The organism is Vibrio sp. 2CM40D, assembly GCF_023161825.1.
Taxonomy (GTDB): domain Bacteria; phylum Pseudomonadota; class Gammaproteobacteria; order Enterobacterales; family Vibrionaceae; genus Vibrio; species Vibrio alginolyticus.
The window spans coordinates 62,263-79,781 of the sequence record NZ_JALNTL010000008.1; the positions used below are offsets into that span (position 1 = coordinate 62,263).

The window sequence follows — 17,519 nt, forward strand, 5'->3', positions numbered from 1 at the left end:
ATATATCACGCTGTAACGGCAAACAAGACATTACCATTCCGCGATACAAAGGCGACTTTTAACACCACGAATTTGTAATCCCATCGCTTCAAAGACATGCTCAAAATCTTGACAAGATGCAGGCACATTAGGTAGCGACAATGAAGCCTCGGTAAAAAACGTCCGACTCAAATTATCCGTCTCTCCCCAAGCTAACTGCCACCAATCCAAAATTCGCGGCTTGGATGCGTTTAATCGATAGCTAGCAGGAATACGATCACGCTTGTTTAGGTTTTCAACCTTAGATGTTGGTAGTAAGTTCCACTTATCATTGTTGGGCCAATAAGCAAATGGCAAACAGTGATCAACGTGATACTCATTTCGTAATTTGCTTCCACTCCATACACTGACAATGTCGCAATGGCTGAGCTTCAACTGTTCAATTCTCTTTCGCACGACTCGCGTATCATGGTCTTTATCAATCCAGACCAAACAATCATGATACGTTTGCAGTGGAATACCCCGCTCTTGATTAGACCGAAATCGTTGCATTTCCATAATCCATTGGTTGACCACCAGCGGCTCAATCCAAGAGTTATACAATCGAAAACAATCCCAAAGGCTTTCATCCAACACAAACAGCCCATAACCTTCGAGGAACTCGCTATCCACAACAATTGAACGTTTTGGCTTCTTAGCTGAACGAATCATTTCAAAGTAAGGGTTTGATTTATCACCTTGATAGGTAAAAGTGACGGGACCATCTTTTATGGTTTTTAAGCTGTCTTTTATCGCTTTATCAAGCGCCACTGCATCTTCACCAAAAAATGTCGTGCCTATAGCAAGATCATCAGGACTTAAATGGGAAAGTCTGCCCCAGCCATCGGGCTTTATAAAACCTAGCCCTTTAGACGAGTTCGAGCTTTGCTGGATGTTCTCTTTATCGATTAAACGCTTAAATTGACGAATCCAATATAAGCCAACTAATCCTAATGGGATTGCAACTTTACCTTCGCTGCGATCAACCACTGCACCAGAATGAGCGTCTGCAATACGTAGTAAAGTACGTAGTAGTGCGAGCTTATAGGTAGCCGATTTGGAATCATTGACGATAATGTGGCGAACCTTATTCAGATCACCGGAACCATCATCAGGCAAAGACATCACTACAGTTTGCCAAGATACACCCGTTCGCTTTAACTGATCGTCATCGAGAGATACGTTTCTCACCATTAAAGCGCTATTCTTTGCAAACTTTTCGAGCTCTTCAACCGATACGGGATAAGCTTTACGACCGTCAGAAAAGTCACCGTGACGAAGGCTAATCACCAATCGACCATTAGGCGCTAACAAATTTGCAAGTTTGCGAAATGCACGTTCACGGTGCGTAGGCGCAAGATGCATCCATACCGCACTGACAAGAATTAAATCGAAGCGAAAGCCAAGATTAATGGTTTTCTCAAGCTTAGGTAATGCATCTTCAAGCCAAGTAACGGAATCGCCACAGTAAGACTTACCAAGCCTTAGAAGTGCTTGAGCAGGCTCAATCGCAACAACTTCACACCCATGCTCAGCCATCCATTTCGCGTCTCGACCAGAGCCCGCGCCAACATCTAACACACGATCTCCAGCCTGGGGCCAGAAGACTCTCCAACTCGCGTGGACATCCTCAAACTGGATCGATGTGTATTGCTTCGCGAAAGAGTCGGCGTGTCGGTCATAAAAGTTAGAAGTGGCAGGCATAAAGGTTAACGAAAGGTAATTAATATGCGTCCATATTAATTGCTAGAAATTGCAATGGCTAGAATGCCATTCAAAAGTTGTAGATAGAGTGGCAATTACAGCCAAAAACCTAAAAACGACAAAGCCCCGACAACTCAAAGAGTTATCGAGGCTTTTGAATAAATGGCACGCCCTATTGGATTCGAACCAATGACCACATCCTTAGAAGGGACGTGCTCTATCCAGCTGAGCTAAGGGCGCGCTACAGGGACAGGATTATACGAGTTCAAACGGGTAAATCAACGGGTTTTCATAACATTCTGATCTGAATGCCTAAAAAAAGTCCATTAAAACGCTTAATGTTCAAAAACACCACAAAGCAAACGTTTGCGTATGGATGTTGATAAGAAATTCTGCGACAATGCGCCGCAGATAATCTGCCTTCTTAATTTATAAGGAAAGTCATGACTGCTCAAAATATAGACGGAACTCTCATTTCCCAAACTGTTCGATCCGAAGTGGCTGCACGTGTTAAAGCACGTGTTGAAGCTGGGCTACGTGCTCCTGGTTTAGCAGTGGTTCTAGTTGGTGAAGATCCTGCTTCTCAGGTTTATGTCGGTAGCAAACGCCGCGCATGTGAAGAAGTTGGGTTTGTTTCTAAGTCTTTTGACCTTCCTGCGTCTAGCTCAGAAGAAGAGTTACTAGCTCTGATTGATGAATTAAACAACGATGATGAAATTGACGGCATTCTAGTGCAATTACCCCTTCCTGCGGGCATAGACACAACACATGTTTTAGAGCGCATTCACCCAGAGAAGGACGTGGATGGCTTCCATCCTTACAACGTTGGTCGTCTTGCGCAGCGTATTCCAAAGCTTCGCTCTTGCACGCCAAAGGGCATAATTACCCTACTCGACCGTTACAACATTGAGCTACGTGGTAAACATGCGGTTGTGGTTGGTGCATCAAACATTGTTGGTCGTCCAATGACACTTGAGCTGCTGCTTGCGGGCTGCACAACAACAACATGTCACCGTTTTACCAAAGACCTAGAGAGTCATGTGCGTCAAGCTGACGTTGTCGTGGTTGCGGTTGGTAAGCCTAACTTCATCCCTGGTGAGTGGATTAAAAAAGGCGCAGTGGTGGTCGATGTCGGTATTAACCGTCTTGACTCAGGCAAACTAGTTGGCGACGTGGAGTACGACAAAGCACGTGAAAGTGCGAGCTTTATTACTCCTGTTCCTGGTGGCGTTGGCCCAATGACCGTCGCAAGTTTAATTGAGAACACGATGCTCGCTTGCGAACAGTTCCACACAGACAAATAACGTAAAACTTCAGATACGAAAAAGGCTCCGCAAGGAGCCTTTTTGCTAATTGTTGATATCTATTTCAATTACAGACTTAAAATCACGCCCGCAATCGAAGCGCTCATTAAGTTCGCCATGACACCAGCGATAATCGCACGGAAACCATGCTTAGAAACAAATGCACGCTTTTCTGGTACCAATGAGCCCAACCCACCAATCAGCATCGCCATGCTTGAGATGTTTGCAAAGCCACACAAAGCAAACGTCACGATTGCTTGTGAGTGTTCACTAAGTTGAGACTTCACTTCTGCAAGCTGGATGAAAGCGACGAACTCATTCACCACAATCTTGTTACCAATCAGCGAGCCTGCTGTGGTTGCTTCTTGCCATGGTATACCCAACAACCAAGCGACTGGCGCAAACACAAAACCTAGGATGAGCTCAAAACTTAATGGTGTCCCAATAAGATCACCTATCCAGCCTAACATGCCGTTTAGCATTGCAATGACACTAATAAACGCCAGTAACGTACCACCGACCGATACAGCAATGCGTACACCCGCCATGGCACCATCGGCTAATGCTTCTACTACGTTGGTTGCACGTGGAATTTCAACTTGGCTAATGTCGATATCTGCTGCTTTATCCGTATCTTCTGGCATTAAAATTTTTGCCATCAACAAGCCGGCAGGTGCTGACATAAATGCAGCAGCAATAAGATAGTTGAGGTCGACACCCAGTGATGCGTAACCAACCAACGTTCCGCCAGCAACTGACGCTAAACCACCTGTCATAACTGCAAAGAACTGCGAGTCAGTCATGTGTTTTAGGTAAGGCTTTACCATTAATGGTGCTTCAATGGTGCCAACAAAGATATTCGCCGTAGCAGACAAAGACTCAGCACGACCGATACCCAGCAGCTTTTGAATACCACCACCGATAAAGTTAATGATTTTTGGCATCACACCAATGTGATAAAGACCTGAGATAAGAGAGGAGAAGAAAACGATGATACCCAGAACATTGATCGCAAAGGTGAAGCCCCCTGTCGCCAAATTACCGAATAAAAACGCAATGCCCTCTTGACCATAGTTGATCAAATTCGACACAACACTGCTCACTGAATTCAGCGCATCTCGTCCTGCTGGTACATATAAAACCAACAACGCAAACAGTACCTGCAAAGCAAACGCAAACGACACCGTTCTCAGCTTTATATTTTTTCTATTTGTAGAAAGTAGCCATGCTAGGAATAGTATGGCTACGATACCAATAATTGAGTTCATAAAATGAATCCGACAGAAGGGGGATATGGAAGGCACCGGATTGTATAGCGGACTCAAAATGCTGCAAGTTGAGGATGTTAACAGTGTGAAAAGTTTAAGCGACCAATAACTGACCAACAAAATAACCAATTGAATTTATTGAAGATAAACGTTTGCTTATCTTAATTATTTCCATATGGAAAATATGTTTCTGATTCAGGAAAAATTTTTGTGAAGTGAATCACCTTATGTGTCGTTCTACAACGTCATTGATCCTGTTATTTAGGAATAGAGATGTAAGGCGCCAAACGTTGGTCCCAATGACAAGGGTTGCCGATCTTCTGTTTGATAAAGTTAATCACTGCGGATATTTTTTTTGGCATATGCTGGCGGCTTGGGTATACCGCATAAAACGGCATCGACTGGCTGGCTTTCCAATCAGGTAACAGCTGTATTAACTTACCCGTTCTGAACTCATCACCCAGCAAGTAAGTGGCAAGGTAGGCAATACCCCAACCTGCAATAGCCGCATCCCGAACGGCTTCTGCCAGATCCACTGAATAGTTACCCGAGACTTTTACGTTCAATTCTTGCTGATCTTTGGTAAACGCCCACCCCGTATAGTCACGCTCCCAGCTTCTGTATATGAGGCAGTTGTGAGCAGATAGGTCATCCGGTTCTGTTGGCGTGTCATGTTTCAATAAGTAATCTGGCGATGCCGCAACAACAAACTGGCAATCCGTCAAACGCTGCGCAATGTAACCTTCAGGCAAATGCTCGTTGTTGGTTACCCATAAATCGAGCCCTTCGGCTAACATATCGACCTTATAGTCAAACAGATGTACTTCCACTTGAAGTTGAGGATACAGTTCGCGTAACTCTTGAATCGCTGGAATAATGTGTAAGGTACCAAATGATTGCGACAACCCAAGACGTACCAAACCTGCCACTTCATCCCGCTGGGTTTCCATCTCTAATGTGGCGCTGCTCACCGCTTGTACCACTTGCTCACAGTGATGAAAAAAGGTTTTCCCTGCCTCAGTCGGCGTAAAGCTTCGCGTAGTGCGTTGAACAAGCTTGATACCAAGAGACGCTTCTAACTGACTTAACTGTTTACTCACATGAGACACCGACACGCCTAAGCTCTTTGCAGCAGCTGTGAAGCTTTTGTGTTTAAGAAGAGCGGAGAAAATCACCATTTGTGCGGCACGTTCAGATAACACGCTTTACCTCGATTTGGTTATAGAAAAAACAAAGGGCTCCGAAGAGCCCTTGTATTGAAGACTGGATGCCAAATTGTTTGATGGCAGATCAGTATTTAATGCGGTCAGCCAAGTGACTCACAGCAAGTGCGAAGTAGTAAGAGCGGTTCCACTTCATCAATACGTTGTAGTTATTGTAAACCAGATACGTACGACCATTCTCGTCGTCCGGCATGATCAACCATGCTTTGATGTCTTCATCCAGTTTTGGCAACGGGCTACCGTCATATTTTGTGATACCTAATTGGCTCCACTCTTGAAGGTATTTGCCTTTTTCAGCCGTGCGCCCTTCTAGACTGCGATCAATATTTTTAGGAACCTTAACTTGGCGACCCCAAGTATATTTATCATCCCAACCAGACTTGCTCAAATAGTTAGCGGTTGATGCAAACACGTCCGCTTCAGATTGCCATATGTCTTTTTTACCATCCCCGTTGCCGTCAGCAGCAAAACGAAGGAAAGAGCTTGGCATAAACTGGCATTGACCCATCGCACCAGCCCATGAGCCTTTAAAGTTCTCTAGCTCAATATGGCCTTGATCGAGGATCTGCAGTGCCGACATAGTCTCTTTACGGAAAAACTCTTCACGACGGCCTTCAAATGCCATTGTGGATAGTGCATCAATCACTTTAAAGTTGCCGGTAAACTTACCAAAGTTACTTTCAACTCCCCAAAGTGCCACAATAAAGCGCGGGTGGACACCGTACTCATCGCCTATACGCTTTAGCTCGGTGTAATGCTCTTTGTAGAGTTGTCTGGCTTGCTTCACCTTCCATTCAGGCACCGCGCGAGGAATGTACTCATCCAATGTCAGTTTCTTTTCTGGTTGGTTTCGGTCCGCTTTTACTGCTCGGGGCTTGTACTCAACATTAGCAAAAGCAGCACTAATGACCTGCTCTGAGATACCTTTATCACGAGCTTCAGCACGCAGCTTATTCAAGTATTCATCAAAACCCTCGCTACTTGCAAAAGCCGAGGTACACATACCAACGCTAAGCATGGTAGCCAGTATCTTTTTCATATTGCCCTCCTTGAGCAAGGCAGAAATCCCAGATGAAAAACGATGATGTTATTCGCCTTTCTGCTGGGCTTTTTGTTCTTTGTACTTTTCTAATAGGTTCTCCGGCGGCGGTGGAACCTGAAGAAAGAAGCCATCATTTTGTAATGAAGCCTTCACTTTTTCGATATCAACTTGTGCCAATTTACGGCCATCAAGTTTAATCGTCATGACAGCGATAGGCTTACCGAACATCTGCATTAAGGTGTCAGGAACCTGTGAAAAATCATCCTTTTTCGGAATATAGAGATAAGTACCTTCTTTTTTCGAGCTTTTATAAATAGAACAAAGCATGACACGCCTTTTATGCTGATTTAGCCGCGTTGAGTGCGGATTAGGTTGAAAACGTCAAATTCTCGCAAACTTAATAGCAAATTTGAGATTAATTCACCTATTTGCCCACGAGAGAACTTGCTGCGTCAAAGGATGAAATATAACATGACATACCTAGTTTAAGGCAACGCTCTTTCAATAAAGGCAAGAAGTCCACGATGACCCATTCACCAGACCTTAAAGGTAGCAGTTTTACATTGTCAGTTTTACACCTTTCTGACAATGAGATCGCAAAGACTGTCGAATTTTTGCAAGAAAAAGTTTCTCAAGCACCTTCTTTTTTTGCATCCGCGCCTTTGGTAATCAATATAGCAAAAGTACAAGGCGACATTGATTTCCCTAAGCTTAAACAAGGCATCTCAGATGCCGGTTTTATTCCGGTCGGTGTAACGGGCTGTAAAGACAAGCGTGTACAAAACCTTGCTTCCGAAGCTGGCTTCGCCATTATGTCGGCGAGCAAATCGCCAAGCCAAGCACCTGCCAAAATGGCACCAACGAAAGTAGTTCGTACGCCTGTCCGCTCAGGACAACAGATCTACGCAAAAGATGGTGATTTGGTGGTGCTAGCGCACGTAAGTGCAGGTGCTGAAGTCATTGCTGACGGCTCTATTCATATCCATGGCACACTTCGAGGTCGTGCGATTGCAGGAGCAAGTGGTCAGCAGGAAGCGCGTATTATTTGCCACGATTTACAAGCAGAACTGGTATCCATTGCGGGTGACTACTGGTTAAGCGATCAAATTGAAAGCGAGTACTGGCAAAAGAAAGTAATGATCAGTAAAGCCGATGAATCATTACATTTAGAAGTTCTCGCGATTTAATCTAAAAAGGAAAAAAAATGGCACGCATTATTGTAGTAACGTCTGGTAAAGGTGGCGTTGGTAAAACCACTTCAAGCGCAGCCATCGCCTCTGGTCTAGCTCTTAAGGGAAAAAAGACAGCGGTGATCGATTTTGACATCGGTTTGCGTAACCTCGATCTAATCATGGGCTGTGAGCGCCGCGTCGTGTATGACTTTGTAAACGTCATTAACGGCGAAGCGACATTAAACCAAGCGCTGATCAAAGATAAGCGCACGGACAACCTATTTATTCTTCCTGCTTCTCAAACTCGTGATAAAGACGCACTGACAAAAGATGGTGTTCAGCGCGTATTCGGTGAACTTGATGAAATGGGCTTTGATTTTATTATTTGTGATTCACCAGCAGGTATCGAGCAAGGCGCGTTAATGGCCTTGTACTATGCCGATGAAGCCATTGTCACAACGAACCCAGAAGTCTCTTCTGTACGTGACTCTGACCGCATTCTCGGTATTTTAGATTCTAAGTCGCTGCGTGCAGAACAAGGGCTAGAGCCAGTAAAACAGCATCTGTTACTGACTCGCTACAACCCATCTCGCGTCACTCAAGGCGAAATGCTAAGCGTTGAAGACGTAGAGGAGATCTTACATATTCCACTACTGGGCGTGATTCCAGAAAGCCAAGCCGTGCTTAACGCGTCAAACAAAGGTGTGCCAGTCACTTTTGACGATAACACCGATGCGGGTATGGCTTATTCTGACACCGTTGATCGCTTATTAGGCAATCAGGTTGAATTTCGTTTCCTTACTGAGGAGAAGAAAGGACTCTTTAAACGACTCTTTGGAGGCTAGACATGTCATTATTAGAATTTTTCCGTCCACAGAAGAAAACTTCTGCGAATCTAGCTAAAGAGCGTTTGCAAATCATTGTCGCAGAGCGCCGCAGCCAAAATGATCCTGCGCCGTCTTACTTGCCTCAATTAAAAGAAGACATCTTGAAGGTGATCAGCAAGTACGTGGCAATTGATCCAAATATGGTTGACTTAACATTTGAGCACAAAGACGACGATATCTCAGTTCTTGAGCTGAATGTGAAGCTACCAGACGAAGAAAAGTAATCAGTTTCTCTCGCAAGACGAATGCTCTAATTAGAACGAAAAAGGTTGGCATCGAGGCCAACCTTTTTCATCTTTCATTACTTTAATGCTTTGTTCATCTTGTCGCCGAGTAAATCCAAACGCCACCCTTGCATCAAATCAGGCAATACTTCTGGGTCACGATCTTTTTTCCAAACCCAACTGATCAACTGATTGATCTGCTTTTTAGAGGCAAGGAACTCCGTGGCTAAACCTGACTTCTGCGAAGCCGATTTCACCAAGTCTTTCATATTTTTGAAGACCTGCTTGTAACCCGGATAGTCCATTAAACGCTCAATTTTCGCAGGATACTCTTCAGAAGGTGTTTGCTTCGCTTGTTTAACAATCGCGGCAATCTTCGCGCCATGGCGGTTAATCGCTCGGATATCAATATCTTCTGCTTCCATCTTCTTAAAGTTCGTTAAACCAAGACGAGCGACCGTTAATAGATCACCTTCTTTGAAGATAAAGTTCAGCGCTAAATCTCGTTTGATTGCTTCACGATAACGCCACGTCGCCAATGGCTTTAAAATCGCCAGCTCAGAAGGTTTTAATTGCCAAGCGCCCTTAATATCAAGGTAGGCATTCTCTTCATTGGTTACGCGAATACGTTTCGAAACGAGTAAATCACTTTCTTGCTGTACAGCTTCCCACCAACCTGCTTGCGTCACCTTATCGAACAGCTTTTCGTATAACGGTAACAAGTAATGAACATCTGCGGCAGCATAATCTAATTGCTTTTGTGTCAGTGGACGAGCCATCCAGTCGGTACGTGATTCACTTTTGTCGAGCTCTACGCCTAAATATTCTTCCACCAGCGATGCGAAGCCTGTCGATAGGCCGTGACCGAGAAAAGCGGCCATCAGCTGCGTATCCACCATAGGGAATGGTGTACAACCAAAAGCGTTTTGGAAAACTTCTAAATCTTCACCACATGCGTGCAGCACTTTTAGCACAGAAGTATCTTTTAATAGCGCTACAAACGGCGTCATATCCGTTAATTCAGTCGGATCAATCAGCGAGAGGCGATTACCATCGAAAAGCTGAATCAGACCTAACTGCGGGTAGAAAGTGCGAATACGAACGAATTCGGTATCCAGCATCACTACGTCTGCCTCTCGGGCATGAGTGCAAACCTCTTCTAGGTCTTTGTTTTTAGTAATAATTTGATAGTTCACATACTTCTCGCTATAAAAATGCCAGCAAAACGCTGGCATTCTATCATTTTTTAAATCTCTCGACTCGACGAAATCGGCTTATGCGCTTTTCTTCGCAAGTTCAGCGTCATTCTCTTCGCGTAAAACACGACGCAAGATCTTACCGACATTGGTTTTAGGTAAGTCTTCGCGGAACTCAACCAACTTCGGAACTTTGTAGCCAGTTAAGTGTTCTCGACAATGCGCGATCACTTCGTCTTTGGTCAAGCTCGGATCGCGTTTCACGACATAAATCTTCACTAATTCACCAGACACTTCATGCGGCTGACCAATAGCAGCAACTTCAAGTACTTTGCCGTGAAGTGCTACAACGTCTTCGATTTCGTTCGGGTAAACATTAAAGCCTGATACTAAGATCATGTCTTTCTTACGGTCAACGATATGCAGGAAGCCTTCGTCATCGAACTTAACGATGTCGCCGGTTGATAGCCAGCCGTCTTCGTTAATCGTATCTTTCGTTGCTTCAGGTCGTTGCCAGTAACCTTGCATAACCTGAGGACCACGAACTTGAAGTTCGCCAGTTTCAGTATTCGCAAGAGCGTTACCTTCTTCGTCCACGATACGAACTTCTGTTGATGGTACCGGCAGACCAATAGAGCCATTGTATTCAACAAGATCATGCGGATATGCCGCCACCAACGGAGAACACTCTGTTAGACCGTAACCTTCGAGCAAATAGCAACCCGTGGTCTTTTGCCATCTTTCTGCCACTGAGCGCTGCACTGCCATGCCGCCGCCAACGGCTAAACGTAGATTACTGAAATCCAACTCGTGGAAATCTTCATTATTGACCAATGCATTAAATAAGGTATTCACGCCCGTAATCGCAGTAAACGGATGCTTTTGTAGCTCTTTCACGAACCCTGGAATATCTCTAGGGTTGGTAATAAGTAAGTTACGACCACCCATTTCAACAAACAGCAGACAGTTTACGGTAAGAGCAAATACGTGATACAGCGGTAATGCTGTCACGACTAATTCACGCCCCGGAGATAAAACCGGTCCGTACGCGCCTTTTGCCTGTAGAACGTTCGCAATCATGTTGCGGTGAGTCAGAATCGCGCCTTTCGCGACACCTGTCGTCCCCCCCGTATATTGCAGGAATGCAATGTCATCCCCAGACATAAACGGTTTAACGTATTGTAGACGACGACCTTTACGTAGAGCCTGACGCATTGAGATTGCACCAGGTAAATCGTACTTAGGCACCATGCCCTTAACGTACTTCACGACAAAATCGACAATCGTACCTTTCGCTCGTGGCAGCATTTGACCAAGACTGGTTAACACTACGTGTTTGACTGGTGTTTTATCGACGATTTGTTCTAGCGTGTTCGCAAAGTTAGACACAATCACAATCGTCGTCGCACCTGAGTCATTCAATTGGTGTTCAAGTTCACGAGGAGTGTAAAGTGGGTTAACGTTTACGGCGATACAACCTGCACGCAAAATACCAAACAACGCCACTGGGTATTGCAGTAGGTTTGGCATCATCAGAGCGACGCGGTCACCCTTTTGCAGTTTTAACTCGTTTTGCAGATACGCTGCGAATGCGCGACTACGCTCTTCCAATTTACGGAAGGTCATAACCGAGCCCATGTTCATGAATGCTGGTTGGTCTGCATATTTTTGTACAGACTGTTCAAACATTTCTACCAAAGACTCATATTGCTCTGGATTAATGGTTTCAGGTACGTCACTTGGATAACGTGAAAGCCATGGTTTATCCACGATGTTACTCCTCGTTTATAACTGGCTAAAAAATAGCGTCCTTTTTATTTTGAAAGCTATTACAGCACAGCGAACGTGCTTGAGCACGCAACTCTCAAACACTTGTTTAAATTTTGTTAACTACACCAAGAATTCGCGTTGCGACCTCGAGTATTTGCTCTAAATGACAGTGATGACCACCCTTGACAGACACCACTTGCGGTGGGTTCTCTCCCCAATCAGCTTGGTTAGATGGTAAATTCTGAAATCCTTGATCGCCTAATACAATCAAATGAGGACAACGTATTTGGCTGGTAATCGAGTTAGCATGCGCTTGCGCCATTCGGTAAAGCGACGCACATTTTAACTTGGCGTCATGCCGCCAATACCATTTATCTCCTCGCTGCTCTGTTCCACGCTCGACTATCGGTAGAAGCTGCTCAGCGGTTAATTGGTTGGCTTGCATGCGTAATTTTAACGCCAGATCGAAGGAGGCAATGGCTCGCTCTGGCTTGTTTTGCTGTCTTATTCGACTTAAAACGCCATCGCGAAGACGAGGCAAACTGTTAGTAGGATCCTCATGAAGAGGTCCTGCTCCCTCAATTTGCACAAGAGCTTCGACCTGCTCTGGAAACGCTGCACTATAGCAACTTGCGATTAAAGCACCAAGTGAATGCCCTACTAATATCAGTCTGTTTGGTGATAATTCGTCCAAAAACTGATACAAATCGGCAATATAGTCGTGAAAGGGGTAATAATTATCGTGAGATTTATGACTCGATAAACCGTGACCAAAATGATCGATGGCGAGGAGGTGTAAGTGAGGATTAAGTTGATTCAACTGCTCCATGAGCGCTTTAAAGCTGCCCGCATTATCTAACCACCCATGAAGAAAAACGACTGACAAGTCAGCCGTTTTCTCGTTCCCTATCTCAAGGGCTGCCATTTTGCCGGCAGGAAGCTCGAATTGACGCTCATGCATCGCAGATTATTTGACCTGTTTTATCACTTTACCGTCTTGTGGGAAATCGTTACGCCACATGCGGCAGTTAATCGAGTAACATGGGTAAAAGTAGGTTGGCGAGTCATACATGCGTACACGTTCTTCAATTTTCCATAAACGGTACCCTTCCCCCTTAATTACCGGGAAGATGTAACCGTGCTCACCGATCTTTCCTTCTTCTTCCCCTGTTCCTTTGCCTACAACCGTCACCAAACGGCCTTCACTAAAGGCGACAGGCTCTAAATAGCCATCAAAATAGGCGACAAAACGCCCCGTAGGCTCTTCATCAATATCAGGTTTACCAGACTTACTGATTGGAAGGTTTACAATCTCTAGACGCGTTTTATCTTTAAAGTTATCCACTTTAGCGATGATTCCACCAAGGCGAACATCTTCACTCACTTGCCCCTGAGACTCAGCAAAAGCTTTATAGTCTGTAACGACCAATTCTGTGCTTGCAGTTAGCTCCTCTGGCAACGAGCTACACGCAGACAAACCAACCGTAGCAAATAATGCGAGAAAAAACCGTCCAAAAACCTTCATAAACCACCTTTCAATATTAGTAACCCCAAGCTGGGGAGATCTCACACGTAAATATCGACACCAAGTAATTGAGCCAGTTCCTCTTTTTTAGCTCGATTCATGACATCCATGTACTGCTCCATTGCTTTACGTGCGCCCCCTTCAGGAAGGTCATATTGCACTTGAGCTCGGTGAATTTGGGACTCATCCACGTGTTTTATGGAGTGCGCCACGGCGTTAGCAACCTTTGAAGGCTGACCTACAGGCTGCTTTGTTTGTGATTTATTTACCTGCTTCTTTTGACTGGCTTTATTAGTGCGATTTGCACCGGGAATCAAAGAAGGAGGCAAGCCATTAATCGACGCCATAGCACTCCATAAAAATACAGGGCAAACGCCCTGCTTTTTGTCAGGTTAATGAAAAACGGACTATTCGCGACCAGGAAGTTTTTTCCATGTCACATTATCACGTAAATAAACAGGGCTCGAATCTTCGACCGGCACGGTATTACCCTTTTTAAATTCTTGTTCAGCAAGAATCACGATGTCTTGTGAATCAGGGTACAGAACGTCACTATGCGTCAAATTAAACGGTAGGTCTGCTAATACTTCTTGGTAAGCATCCCAACCAGTACCTGCTGTCGTCCACGTTTTGTCGTCTGCTTGTGCTTCTTCAACGAGACGTGCTGGTGGAATTACGCACTCTGCATCCATCTCTGCCCACTCACCGTTTGCTTGGCGAGTGTAACGTGCCCAGTAAACTTCACCCATACGTGCGTCAATAGCCACAGCGACATCGGTCACACCATGTAAGCGATAGCTACCTTGAGCCATTGCAGCCAGCGTTGAAACGCCGATCATAGGTAAGTCAGCACCGAACGCCAAACCTTGTGCGATACCAATACCGATACGAACGCCAGTAAAGCTACCTGGACCACGTCCAAACGCTAACGCATCCAGCTCTTGTAGAGTCAGGCCAGCTTCTTTGAGTACTTCATCAACCATTGGCAGTACTTTTTTGGTGTGATCGCGTGGTGCAACCGCGCTACGTGAAATCACTTGATCATTAGCCAACAACGCAACTGAACAGTTTTCAGTCGCTGTATCGATAGCAAGAATTTTTGCGCTCATTTAACTCTCTACAACTCTCATTTATTGGGTTATGCCTCAGCACTTGCGTCTGTGACAGATTGTTCTGCTTTCAGGAATGCTTTGATTCCATCTAAGTCTCGCGTCCTTGGGATAGGTGGTAGACTTCCGAGGAAAATACCACCATAGTCTCGCGTGACGAGGCGATTATCACAAATGATCAACGCACCGTGATCCTTCTGATCTCGAATTAATCGCCCGACTCCCTGCTTTAACGTAATCACTGCATCCGGGATTTGTACTTCAGCAAATGGTTCACCGCCACGTAATCGACAATCCTCGATACGGGCTTTGAGTAACGGATCGTCAGGGGCGGTAAACGGTAATTTGTCGATAATAACACAGCTCAGCGCATCACCTCTAACATCAATCCCTTCCCAGAAAGCGCCCGTCGCCACGAGTAAAGCGTTACCCAGTTCCATAAACTCCGCCAAGGTTTTCTGCTTACTCATCTCCCCTTGCATTAACACAGGCAGCTCAAGTACTTCTCGGAACTTCTCACCTAGTTCACGCATCATGCTGTGCGAGGTACATAAAAAGAAGCAGCGACCATCATTTTCTTCAATCACCGGAGCAAGCATTCGGACTAACTTATCCGCTAAGCCGTTACTGTTTGGCTCTGGCAAATACCTTGGCACACAAAGGCGCGCTTGTTTTTGATAATCAAAGGGGGACGGCAGAGAAAATTGCTTTGTAGGCTTGAGGCCAAGGCGCTCAGTAAAGTGCTTGAAGTCGCCCGATACGGCTAGGGTTGCTGACGTGAAAATCCACGCGCCTTGTTTAATCTCTATTTGCTCATGGAACTTGTCCGCGACAGAAAGAGGCGTAATGTGCAGAGCGAAATGACGAGGCGAGGTATCGTACCAGTATGAGTAACCGGTAATATCGACATCACAGACGCGGTCGATGCGGCCTTTGATCAAATTGGCTCGTTCAAAAGCGGTATCCAGTAATTGACTGCGCCCTAAAGCTATTTTGAGTACATCAATCGCCAATTCGAGGCTGTCAGTTAAGCGCAATAATTCTCGCTTAATAGAACCTGATTGCAACGCCTCACGCCAGTTGCCACGAAAGCCTGGCTCACCCAATACAATCCGCATGTCCATTGCGCTTTGCATGAGTTTGTCGCCCACTTTTTGCAATTGACGCATATCTTTGGCTTCGGTGCGGTAGGCTATTTCAATGTCTTTGGCAAGATCGTGAATTTGGCGGCTTGAAACTGACTGGCCGAAATATTCGCTCGCAATATCTGGCAACTGATGAGCTTCATCAAAAATAAACACATCGGCTTCTGGAATCAGTTCACCAAATCCTGTTTCTTTAATCGCTAAATCAGCAAGAAACAAGTGATGGTTCACTACAACAATGTCGGAATCCATGGCTCGCTTACGCGCTTTCAATACAAAGCAATCAGTGTAGCTCGGACATTCTTTACCTAAACAGTTATCATTGGTTGAGGTGATGGTCGGAATGATCATGCTGTCTTCTGGCAGATCATCACAATCCCCAAGGTCACCTGTTTTGGTTTCTGATGACCAAGCACGCACTTTAACCAGTTGAGTTAATAACGTCGGGTCAGATTCATTAGTGTGGCTTTCGACCATTTGGCGGCTCAAACGATCCAAACACAGATAATTAGAACGCCCTTTTAATAACGCCACTTGACCATAAAAACCAAGCGCATTGACCATGAGCGGTAAGTCCCGATGGTACAACTGCTCTTGCAAGTTTTTCGAGCCTGTACTGATAATCACTTTTTTACCGCTCAACAGCGCAGGGACTAGGTAGGCGAAGGTCTTACCGGTACCGGTTCCTGCCTCCACCACCAACTGGGTTTGATCTTTGATCGCACTGCTGACGGCTTCCGCCATATCGATTTGTGGCTGACGAGCTTGAAAGCCAGGAATGGCCTTACCTAACGCGCCATCAGAGGAAAAAGTTTTTGCGATCATGCTTGGTATTGAGTTTGAAAAATTATCGAGAGTATATCAGAGGAATAGGAGTGACATCAGCCCACAATCTGACCAGCTTGCGGCGACACGCGGATATTTTGTTGAAACCAACGTAAGAATAGATTATTTATGGTGAAACATGGCAGTACAGTTACACCCGCCAGGGAATAATAACAAATTCGTACGCTAAAATATTAATGCATGGAAGTACCTGATTTATGGAAAAGAAAACACTGTTGACCCACTGTTCTGACGCCCCGGGTCTCATCTCGAAAATTACTAATATCTGTTACAAGCACCAACTCAACATCGTTCACAATAACGAATTTGTTGATAATACCAGTGGCCACTTTTTCATGAGAACGGAGCTAGAGGGATACTTCAACGATCAAACGTTTCTTGCCGACTTGGACCAAGCTCTCCCGCAAGGTGCTAAGCGTAAATTGGTTGGCTCTCGCCGTAAGCGCATCGTCATTCTCGTCACAAAAGAAGCGCATTGTTTAGGCGATATTCTGATGAAAACCTACGATGGAAGCCTAGATGTTGAGATCGCCGCTGTGGTGGGGAATTACGACAAACTGCAAACTCTCACTGAGCGCTTCGACATTCCTTACCACCACGTGACCCATGAAAACCTTAGCCGTGAAGAACACGAGCAGAAGATGCTAGAAGTGATCGATCAATACGATGCTGACTTTTTGGTGCTAGCTAAATACATGCGCGTATTGACGCCGACGTTTGTTGAGAAATACCACCACAAAATCATTAATATTCATCACAGCTTCTTACCTGCTTTTATTGGCGCGAAGCCATATCAACAAGCTTACGATCGCGGTGTGAAAATCATCGGTGCAACAGCACACTTCGTGACTAATGATTTAGATGAAGGGCCGATCATCAAGCAAGACGTAATTCCTGTCGACCATACATTCAATGCCCAAGATATGGCGCAAGCAGGTCGCGATGTAGAGAAGAACGTATTGAGCAAGGCTCTGAATAAAGTGATCAATGACCATGTCTTTGTCTACGGCAACAAGACGGTTATTCTTTAAGTTCATCGCATTTGAAAAAAGAAAGGGTTGCTCATTTGGCAACCCTTTCTTCTTT

General features: G+C 45.1%; 17 protein-coding genes and 1 tRNA gene. 5 read left to right on the forward strand and 13 right to left on the reverse strand.

The window, feature by feature from the left end:
• Positions 1–30 precede the first annotated feature (30 nt).
• Complete coding sequence (locus tag MTF70_RS18005) at positions 31–1,722, reverse strand: class I SAM-dependent methyltransferase (RefSeq protein ID WP_005382296.1); 1,692 nt, start codon at positions 1,720–1,722, stop codon at positions 31–33.
• Positions 1,723–1,885: 163 nt separating this feature from the next.
• Positions 1,886–1,962, reverse strand: a tRNA-Arg gene (locus tag MTF70_RS18010).
• Between the two features lie 203 nt (positions 1,963–2,165).
• Here MTF70_RS18010 and folD point away from each other — a divergent pair.
• Positions 2,166–3,026 carry a bifunctional methylenetetrahydrofolate dehydrogenase/methenyltetrahydrofolate cyclohydrolase FolD gene (folD, locus tag MTF70_RS18015; protein WP_005382297.1) on the forward strand — a complete coding sequence of 287 codons (861 nt, stop codon included), beginning with the start codon at positions 2,166–2,168 and terminating at the stop codon, positions 3,024–3,026.
• A gap of 68 nt (positions 3,027–3,094) precedes the next feature.
• On the opposite strand, the gene MTF70_RS18020 is transcribed toward folD, so the two are convergent.
• From MTF70_RS18020 to MTF70_RS18035, 4 genes are all read right to left on the reverse strand, one after another.
• A complete protein-coding gene (locus tag MTF70_RS18020) occupies positions 3,095–4,294 on the reverse strand; it encodes a NupC/NupG family nucleoside CNT transporter (RefSeq protein WP_005382298.1) in 1,200 nt (399 codons plus the stop codon).
• 257 nt (positions 4,295–4,551) lie between these two features.
• Positions 4,552–5,496, reverse strand: a complete 945-nt coding sequence (locus MTF70_RS18025) for a LysR family transcriptional regulator (protein WP_017634801.1) — start codon at positions 5,494–5,496, stop codon at positions 4,552–4,554.
• Positions 5,497–5,584: 88 nt separating this feature from the next.
• On the reverse strand, positions 5,585–6,556 hold the full coding sequence (locus MTF70_RS18030) for a lytic murein transglycosylase (RefSeq protein ID WP_005388330.1): 972 nt from the start codon (positions 6,554–6,556) through the stop codon (positions 5,585–5,587).
• 48 nt (positions 6,557–6,604) lie between these two features.
• Positions 6,605–6,886 (reverse strand): YcgL domain-containing protein, encoded by a 282-nt coding sequence (locus MTF70_RS18035; protein WP_005382303.1) that lies wholly within the window; start codon positions 6,884–6,886, stop codon positions 6,605–6,607.
• A gap of 197 nt (positions 6,887–7,083) precedes the next feature.
• Between MTF70_RS18035 and minC the strand changes: the two genes are divergently transcribed.
• From minC to minE, 3 genes are read left to right on the forward strand one after another with little or no spacing between them, the layout of a single operon-like run.
• The gene (gene minC / locus MTF70_RS18040) at positions 7,084–7,746 is read left to right on the forward strand and encodes a septum site-determining protein MinC (RefSeq protein WP_005382304.1); all 663 of its coding nucleotides are present in this window, start codon (positions 7,084–7,086) and stop codon (positions 7,744–7,746) included.
• 17 nt (positions 7,747–7,763) lie between these two features.
• Complete coding sequence (gene minD / locus MTF70_RS18045) at positions 7,764–8,576, forward strand: septum site-determining protein MinD (protein ID WP_005388331.1); 813 nt, start codon at positions 7,764–7,766, stop codon at positions 8,574–8,576.
• Positions 8,577–8,578: 2 nt separating this feature from the next.
• Complete coding sequence (gene minE, locus MTF70_RS18050; RefSeq protein WP_005388332.1) at positions 8,579–8,842, forward strand: cell division topological specificity factor MinE; 264 nt, start codon at positions 8,579–8,581, stop codon at positions 8,840–8,842.
• A gap of 77 nt (positions 8,843–8,919) precedes the next feature.
• Here the strand turns inward: minE and rnd are convergent, their stop codons facing one another.
• The 7 genes from rnd to MTF70_RS18085 all read right to left on the reverse strand — a co-directional run bounded on the left by rnd (position 8,920) and on the right by MTF70_RS18085 (position 16,412).
• On the reverse strand, positions 8,920–10,038 hold the full coding sequence (rnd, locus tag MTF70_RS18055) for a ribonuclease D (RefSeq protein WP_031777213.1): 1,119 nt from the start codon (positions 10,036–10,038) through the stop codon (positions 8,920–8,922).
• Positions 10,039–10,116: 78 nt separating this feature from the next.
• Positions 10,117–11,808 carry a long-chain-fatty-acid--CoA ligase FadD gene (gene fadD, locus MTF70_RS18060; RefSeq protein ID WP_005382216.1) on the reverse strand — a complete coding sequence of 564 codons (1,692 nt, stop codon included), beginning with the start codon at positions 11,806–11,808 and terminating at the stop codon, positions 10,117–10,119.
• 106 nt (positions 11,809–11,914) lie between these two features.
• Entirely contained in the window at positions 11,915–12,769 is an 855-nt protein-coding gene (locus MTF70_RS18065) for an alpha/beta hydrolase (RefSeq protein ID WP_005382215.1), read from the reverse strand.
• Positions 12,770–12,775: 6 nt separating this feature from the next.
• Positions 12,776–13,333 (reverse strand): Slp family lipoprotein, encoded by a 558-nt coding sequence (locus MTF70_RS18070; RefSeq protein ID WP_205460858.1) that lies wholly within the window; start codon positions 13,331–13,333, stop codon positions 12,776–12,778.
• Positions 13,334–13,374: 41 nt separating this feature from the next.
• Entirely contained in the window at positions 13,375–13,680 is a 306-nt protein-coding gene (locus MTF70_RS18075) for a hypothetical protein (RefSeq protein WP_047102883.1), read from the reverse strand.
• Positions 13,681–13,740: 60 nt separating this feature from the next.
• Positions 13,741–14,442: a tRNA (adenosine(37)-N6)-threonylcarbamoyltransferase complex dimerization subunit type 1 TsaB gene (gene tsaB, locus MTF70_RS18080; protein WP_017819943.1), complete on the reverse strand. Its 702-nt coding sequence runs from the start codon at positions 14,440–14,442 to the stop codon at positions 13,741–13,743.
• 29 nt (positions 14,443–14,471) lie between these two features.
• Positions 14,472–16,412 carry an ATP-dependent DNA helicase gene (locus tag MTF70_RS18085; RefSeq protein WP_005382210.1) on the reverse strand — a complete coding sequence of 647 codons (1,941 nt, stop codon included), beginning with the start codon at positions 16,410–16,412 and terminating at the stop codon, positions 14,472–14,474.
• A 218-nt stretch (positions 16,413–16,630) separates the two neighbouring features.
• Here MTF70_RS18085 and purU point away from each other — a divergent pair, with 218 nt between their 5' ends.
• On the forward strand, positions 16,631–17,464 hold the full coding sequence (purU, locus tag MTF70_RS18090) for a formyltetrahydrofolate deformylase (protein ID WP_005382206.1): 834 nt from the start codon (positions 16,631–16,633) through the stop codon (positions 17,462–17,464).
• Positions 17,465–17,519 lie beyond the last annotated feature (55 nt).

Excerpts from the sequence above, each read along its gene's own strand:
- MTF70_RS18005 (WP_005382296.1), bottom strand. The coding sequence starts at position 1,722 with ATGCCTGCCACTTCTAACTTTTATGACCGACACGCCGACTCTTTCGCG.
- folD (WP_005382297.1), top strand. The coding sequence starts at position 2,166 with ATGACTGCTCAAAATATAGACGGAACTCTCATTTCCCAAACTGTTCGA.
- MTF70_RS18020 (WP_005382298.1), bottom strand. The coding sequence starts at position 4,294 with ATGAACTCAATTATTGGTATCGTAGCCATACTATTCCTAGCATGGCTA.
- MTF70_RS18030 (WP_005388330.1), bottom strand. The coding sequence starts at position 6,556 with ATGAAAAAGATACTGGCTACCATGCTTAGCGTTGGTATGTGTACCTCG.
- MTF70_RS18035 (WP_005382303.1), bottom strand. The coding sequence starts at position 6,886 with ATGCTTTGTTCTATTTATAAAAGCTCGAAAAAAGAAGGTACTTATCTC.
- minC (WP_005382304.1), top strand. The coding sequence starts at position 7,084 with ATGACCCATTCACCAGACCTTAAAGGTAGCAGTTTTACATTGTCAGTT.
- minD (WP_005388331.1), top strand. The coding sequence starts at position 7,764 with ATGGCACGCATTATTGTAGTAACGTCTGGTAAAGGTGGCGTTGGTAAA.
- minE (WP_005388332.1), top strand. The coding sequence starts at position 8,579 with ATGTCATTATTAGAATTTTTCCGTCCACAGAAGAAAACTTCTGCGAAT.
- MTF70_RS18065 (WP_005382215.1), bottom strand. The coding sequence starts at position 12,769 with ATGCATGAGCGTCAATTCGAGCTTCCTGCCGGCAAAATGGCAGCCCTT.
- MTF70_RS18070 (WP_205460858.1), bottom strand. The coding sequence starts at position 13,333 with ATGAAGGTTTTTGGACGGTTTTTTCTCGCATTATTTGCTACGGTTGGT.
- MTF70_RS18075 (WP_047102883.1), bottom strand. The coding sequence starts at position 13,680 with ATGGCGTCGATTAATGGCTTGCCTCCTTCTTTGATTCCCGGTGCAAAT.
- tsaB (WP_017819943.1), bottom strand. The coding sequence starts at position 14,442 with ATGAGCGCAAAAATTCTTGCTATCGATACAGCGACTGAAAACTGTTCA.
- MTF70_RS18085 (WP_005382210.1), bottom strand. The coding sequence starts at position 16,412 with ATGATCGCAAAAACTTTTTCCTCTGATGGCGCGTTAGGTAAGGCCATT.
- purU (WP_005382206.1), top strand. The coding sequence starts at position 16,631 with ATGGAAAAGAAAACACTGTTGACCCACTGTTCTGACGCCCCGGGTCTC.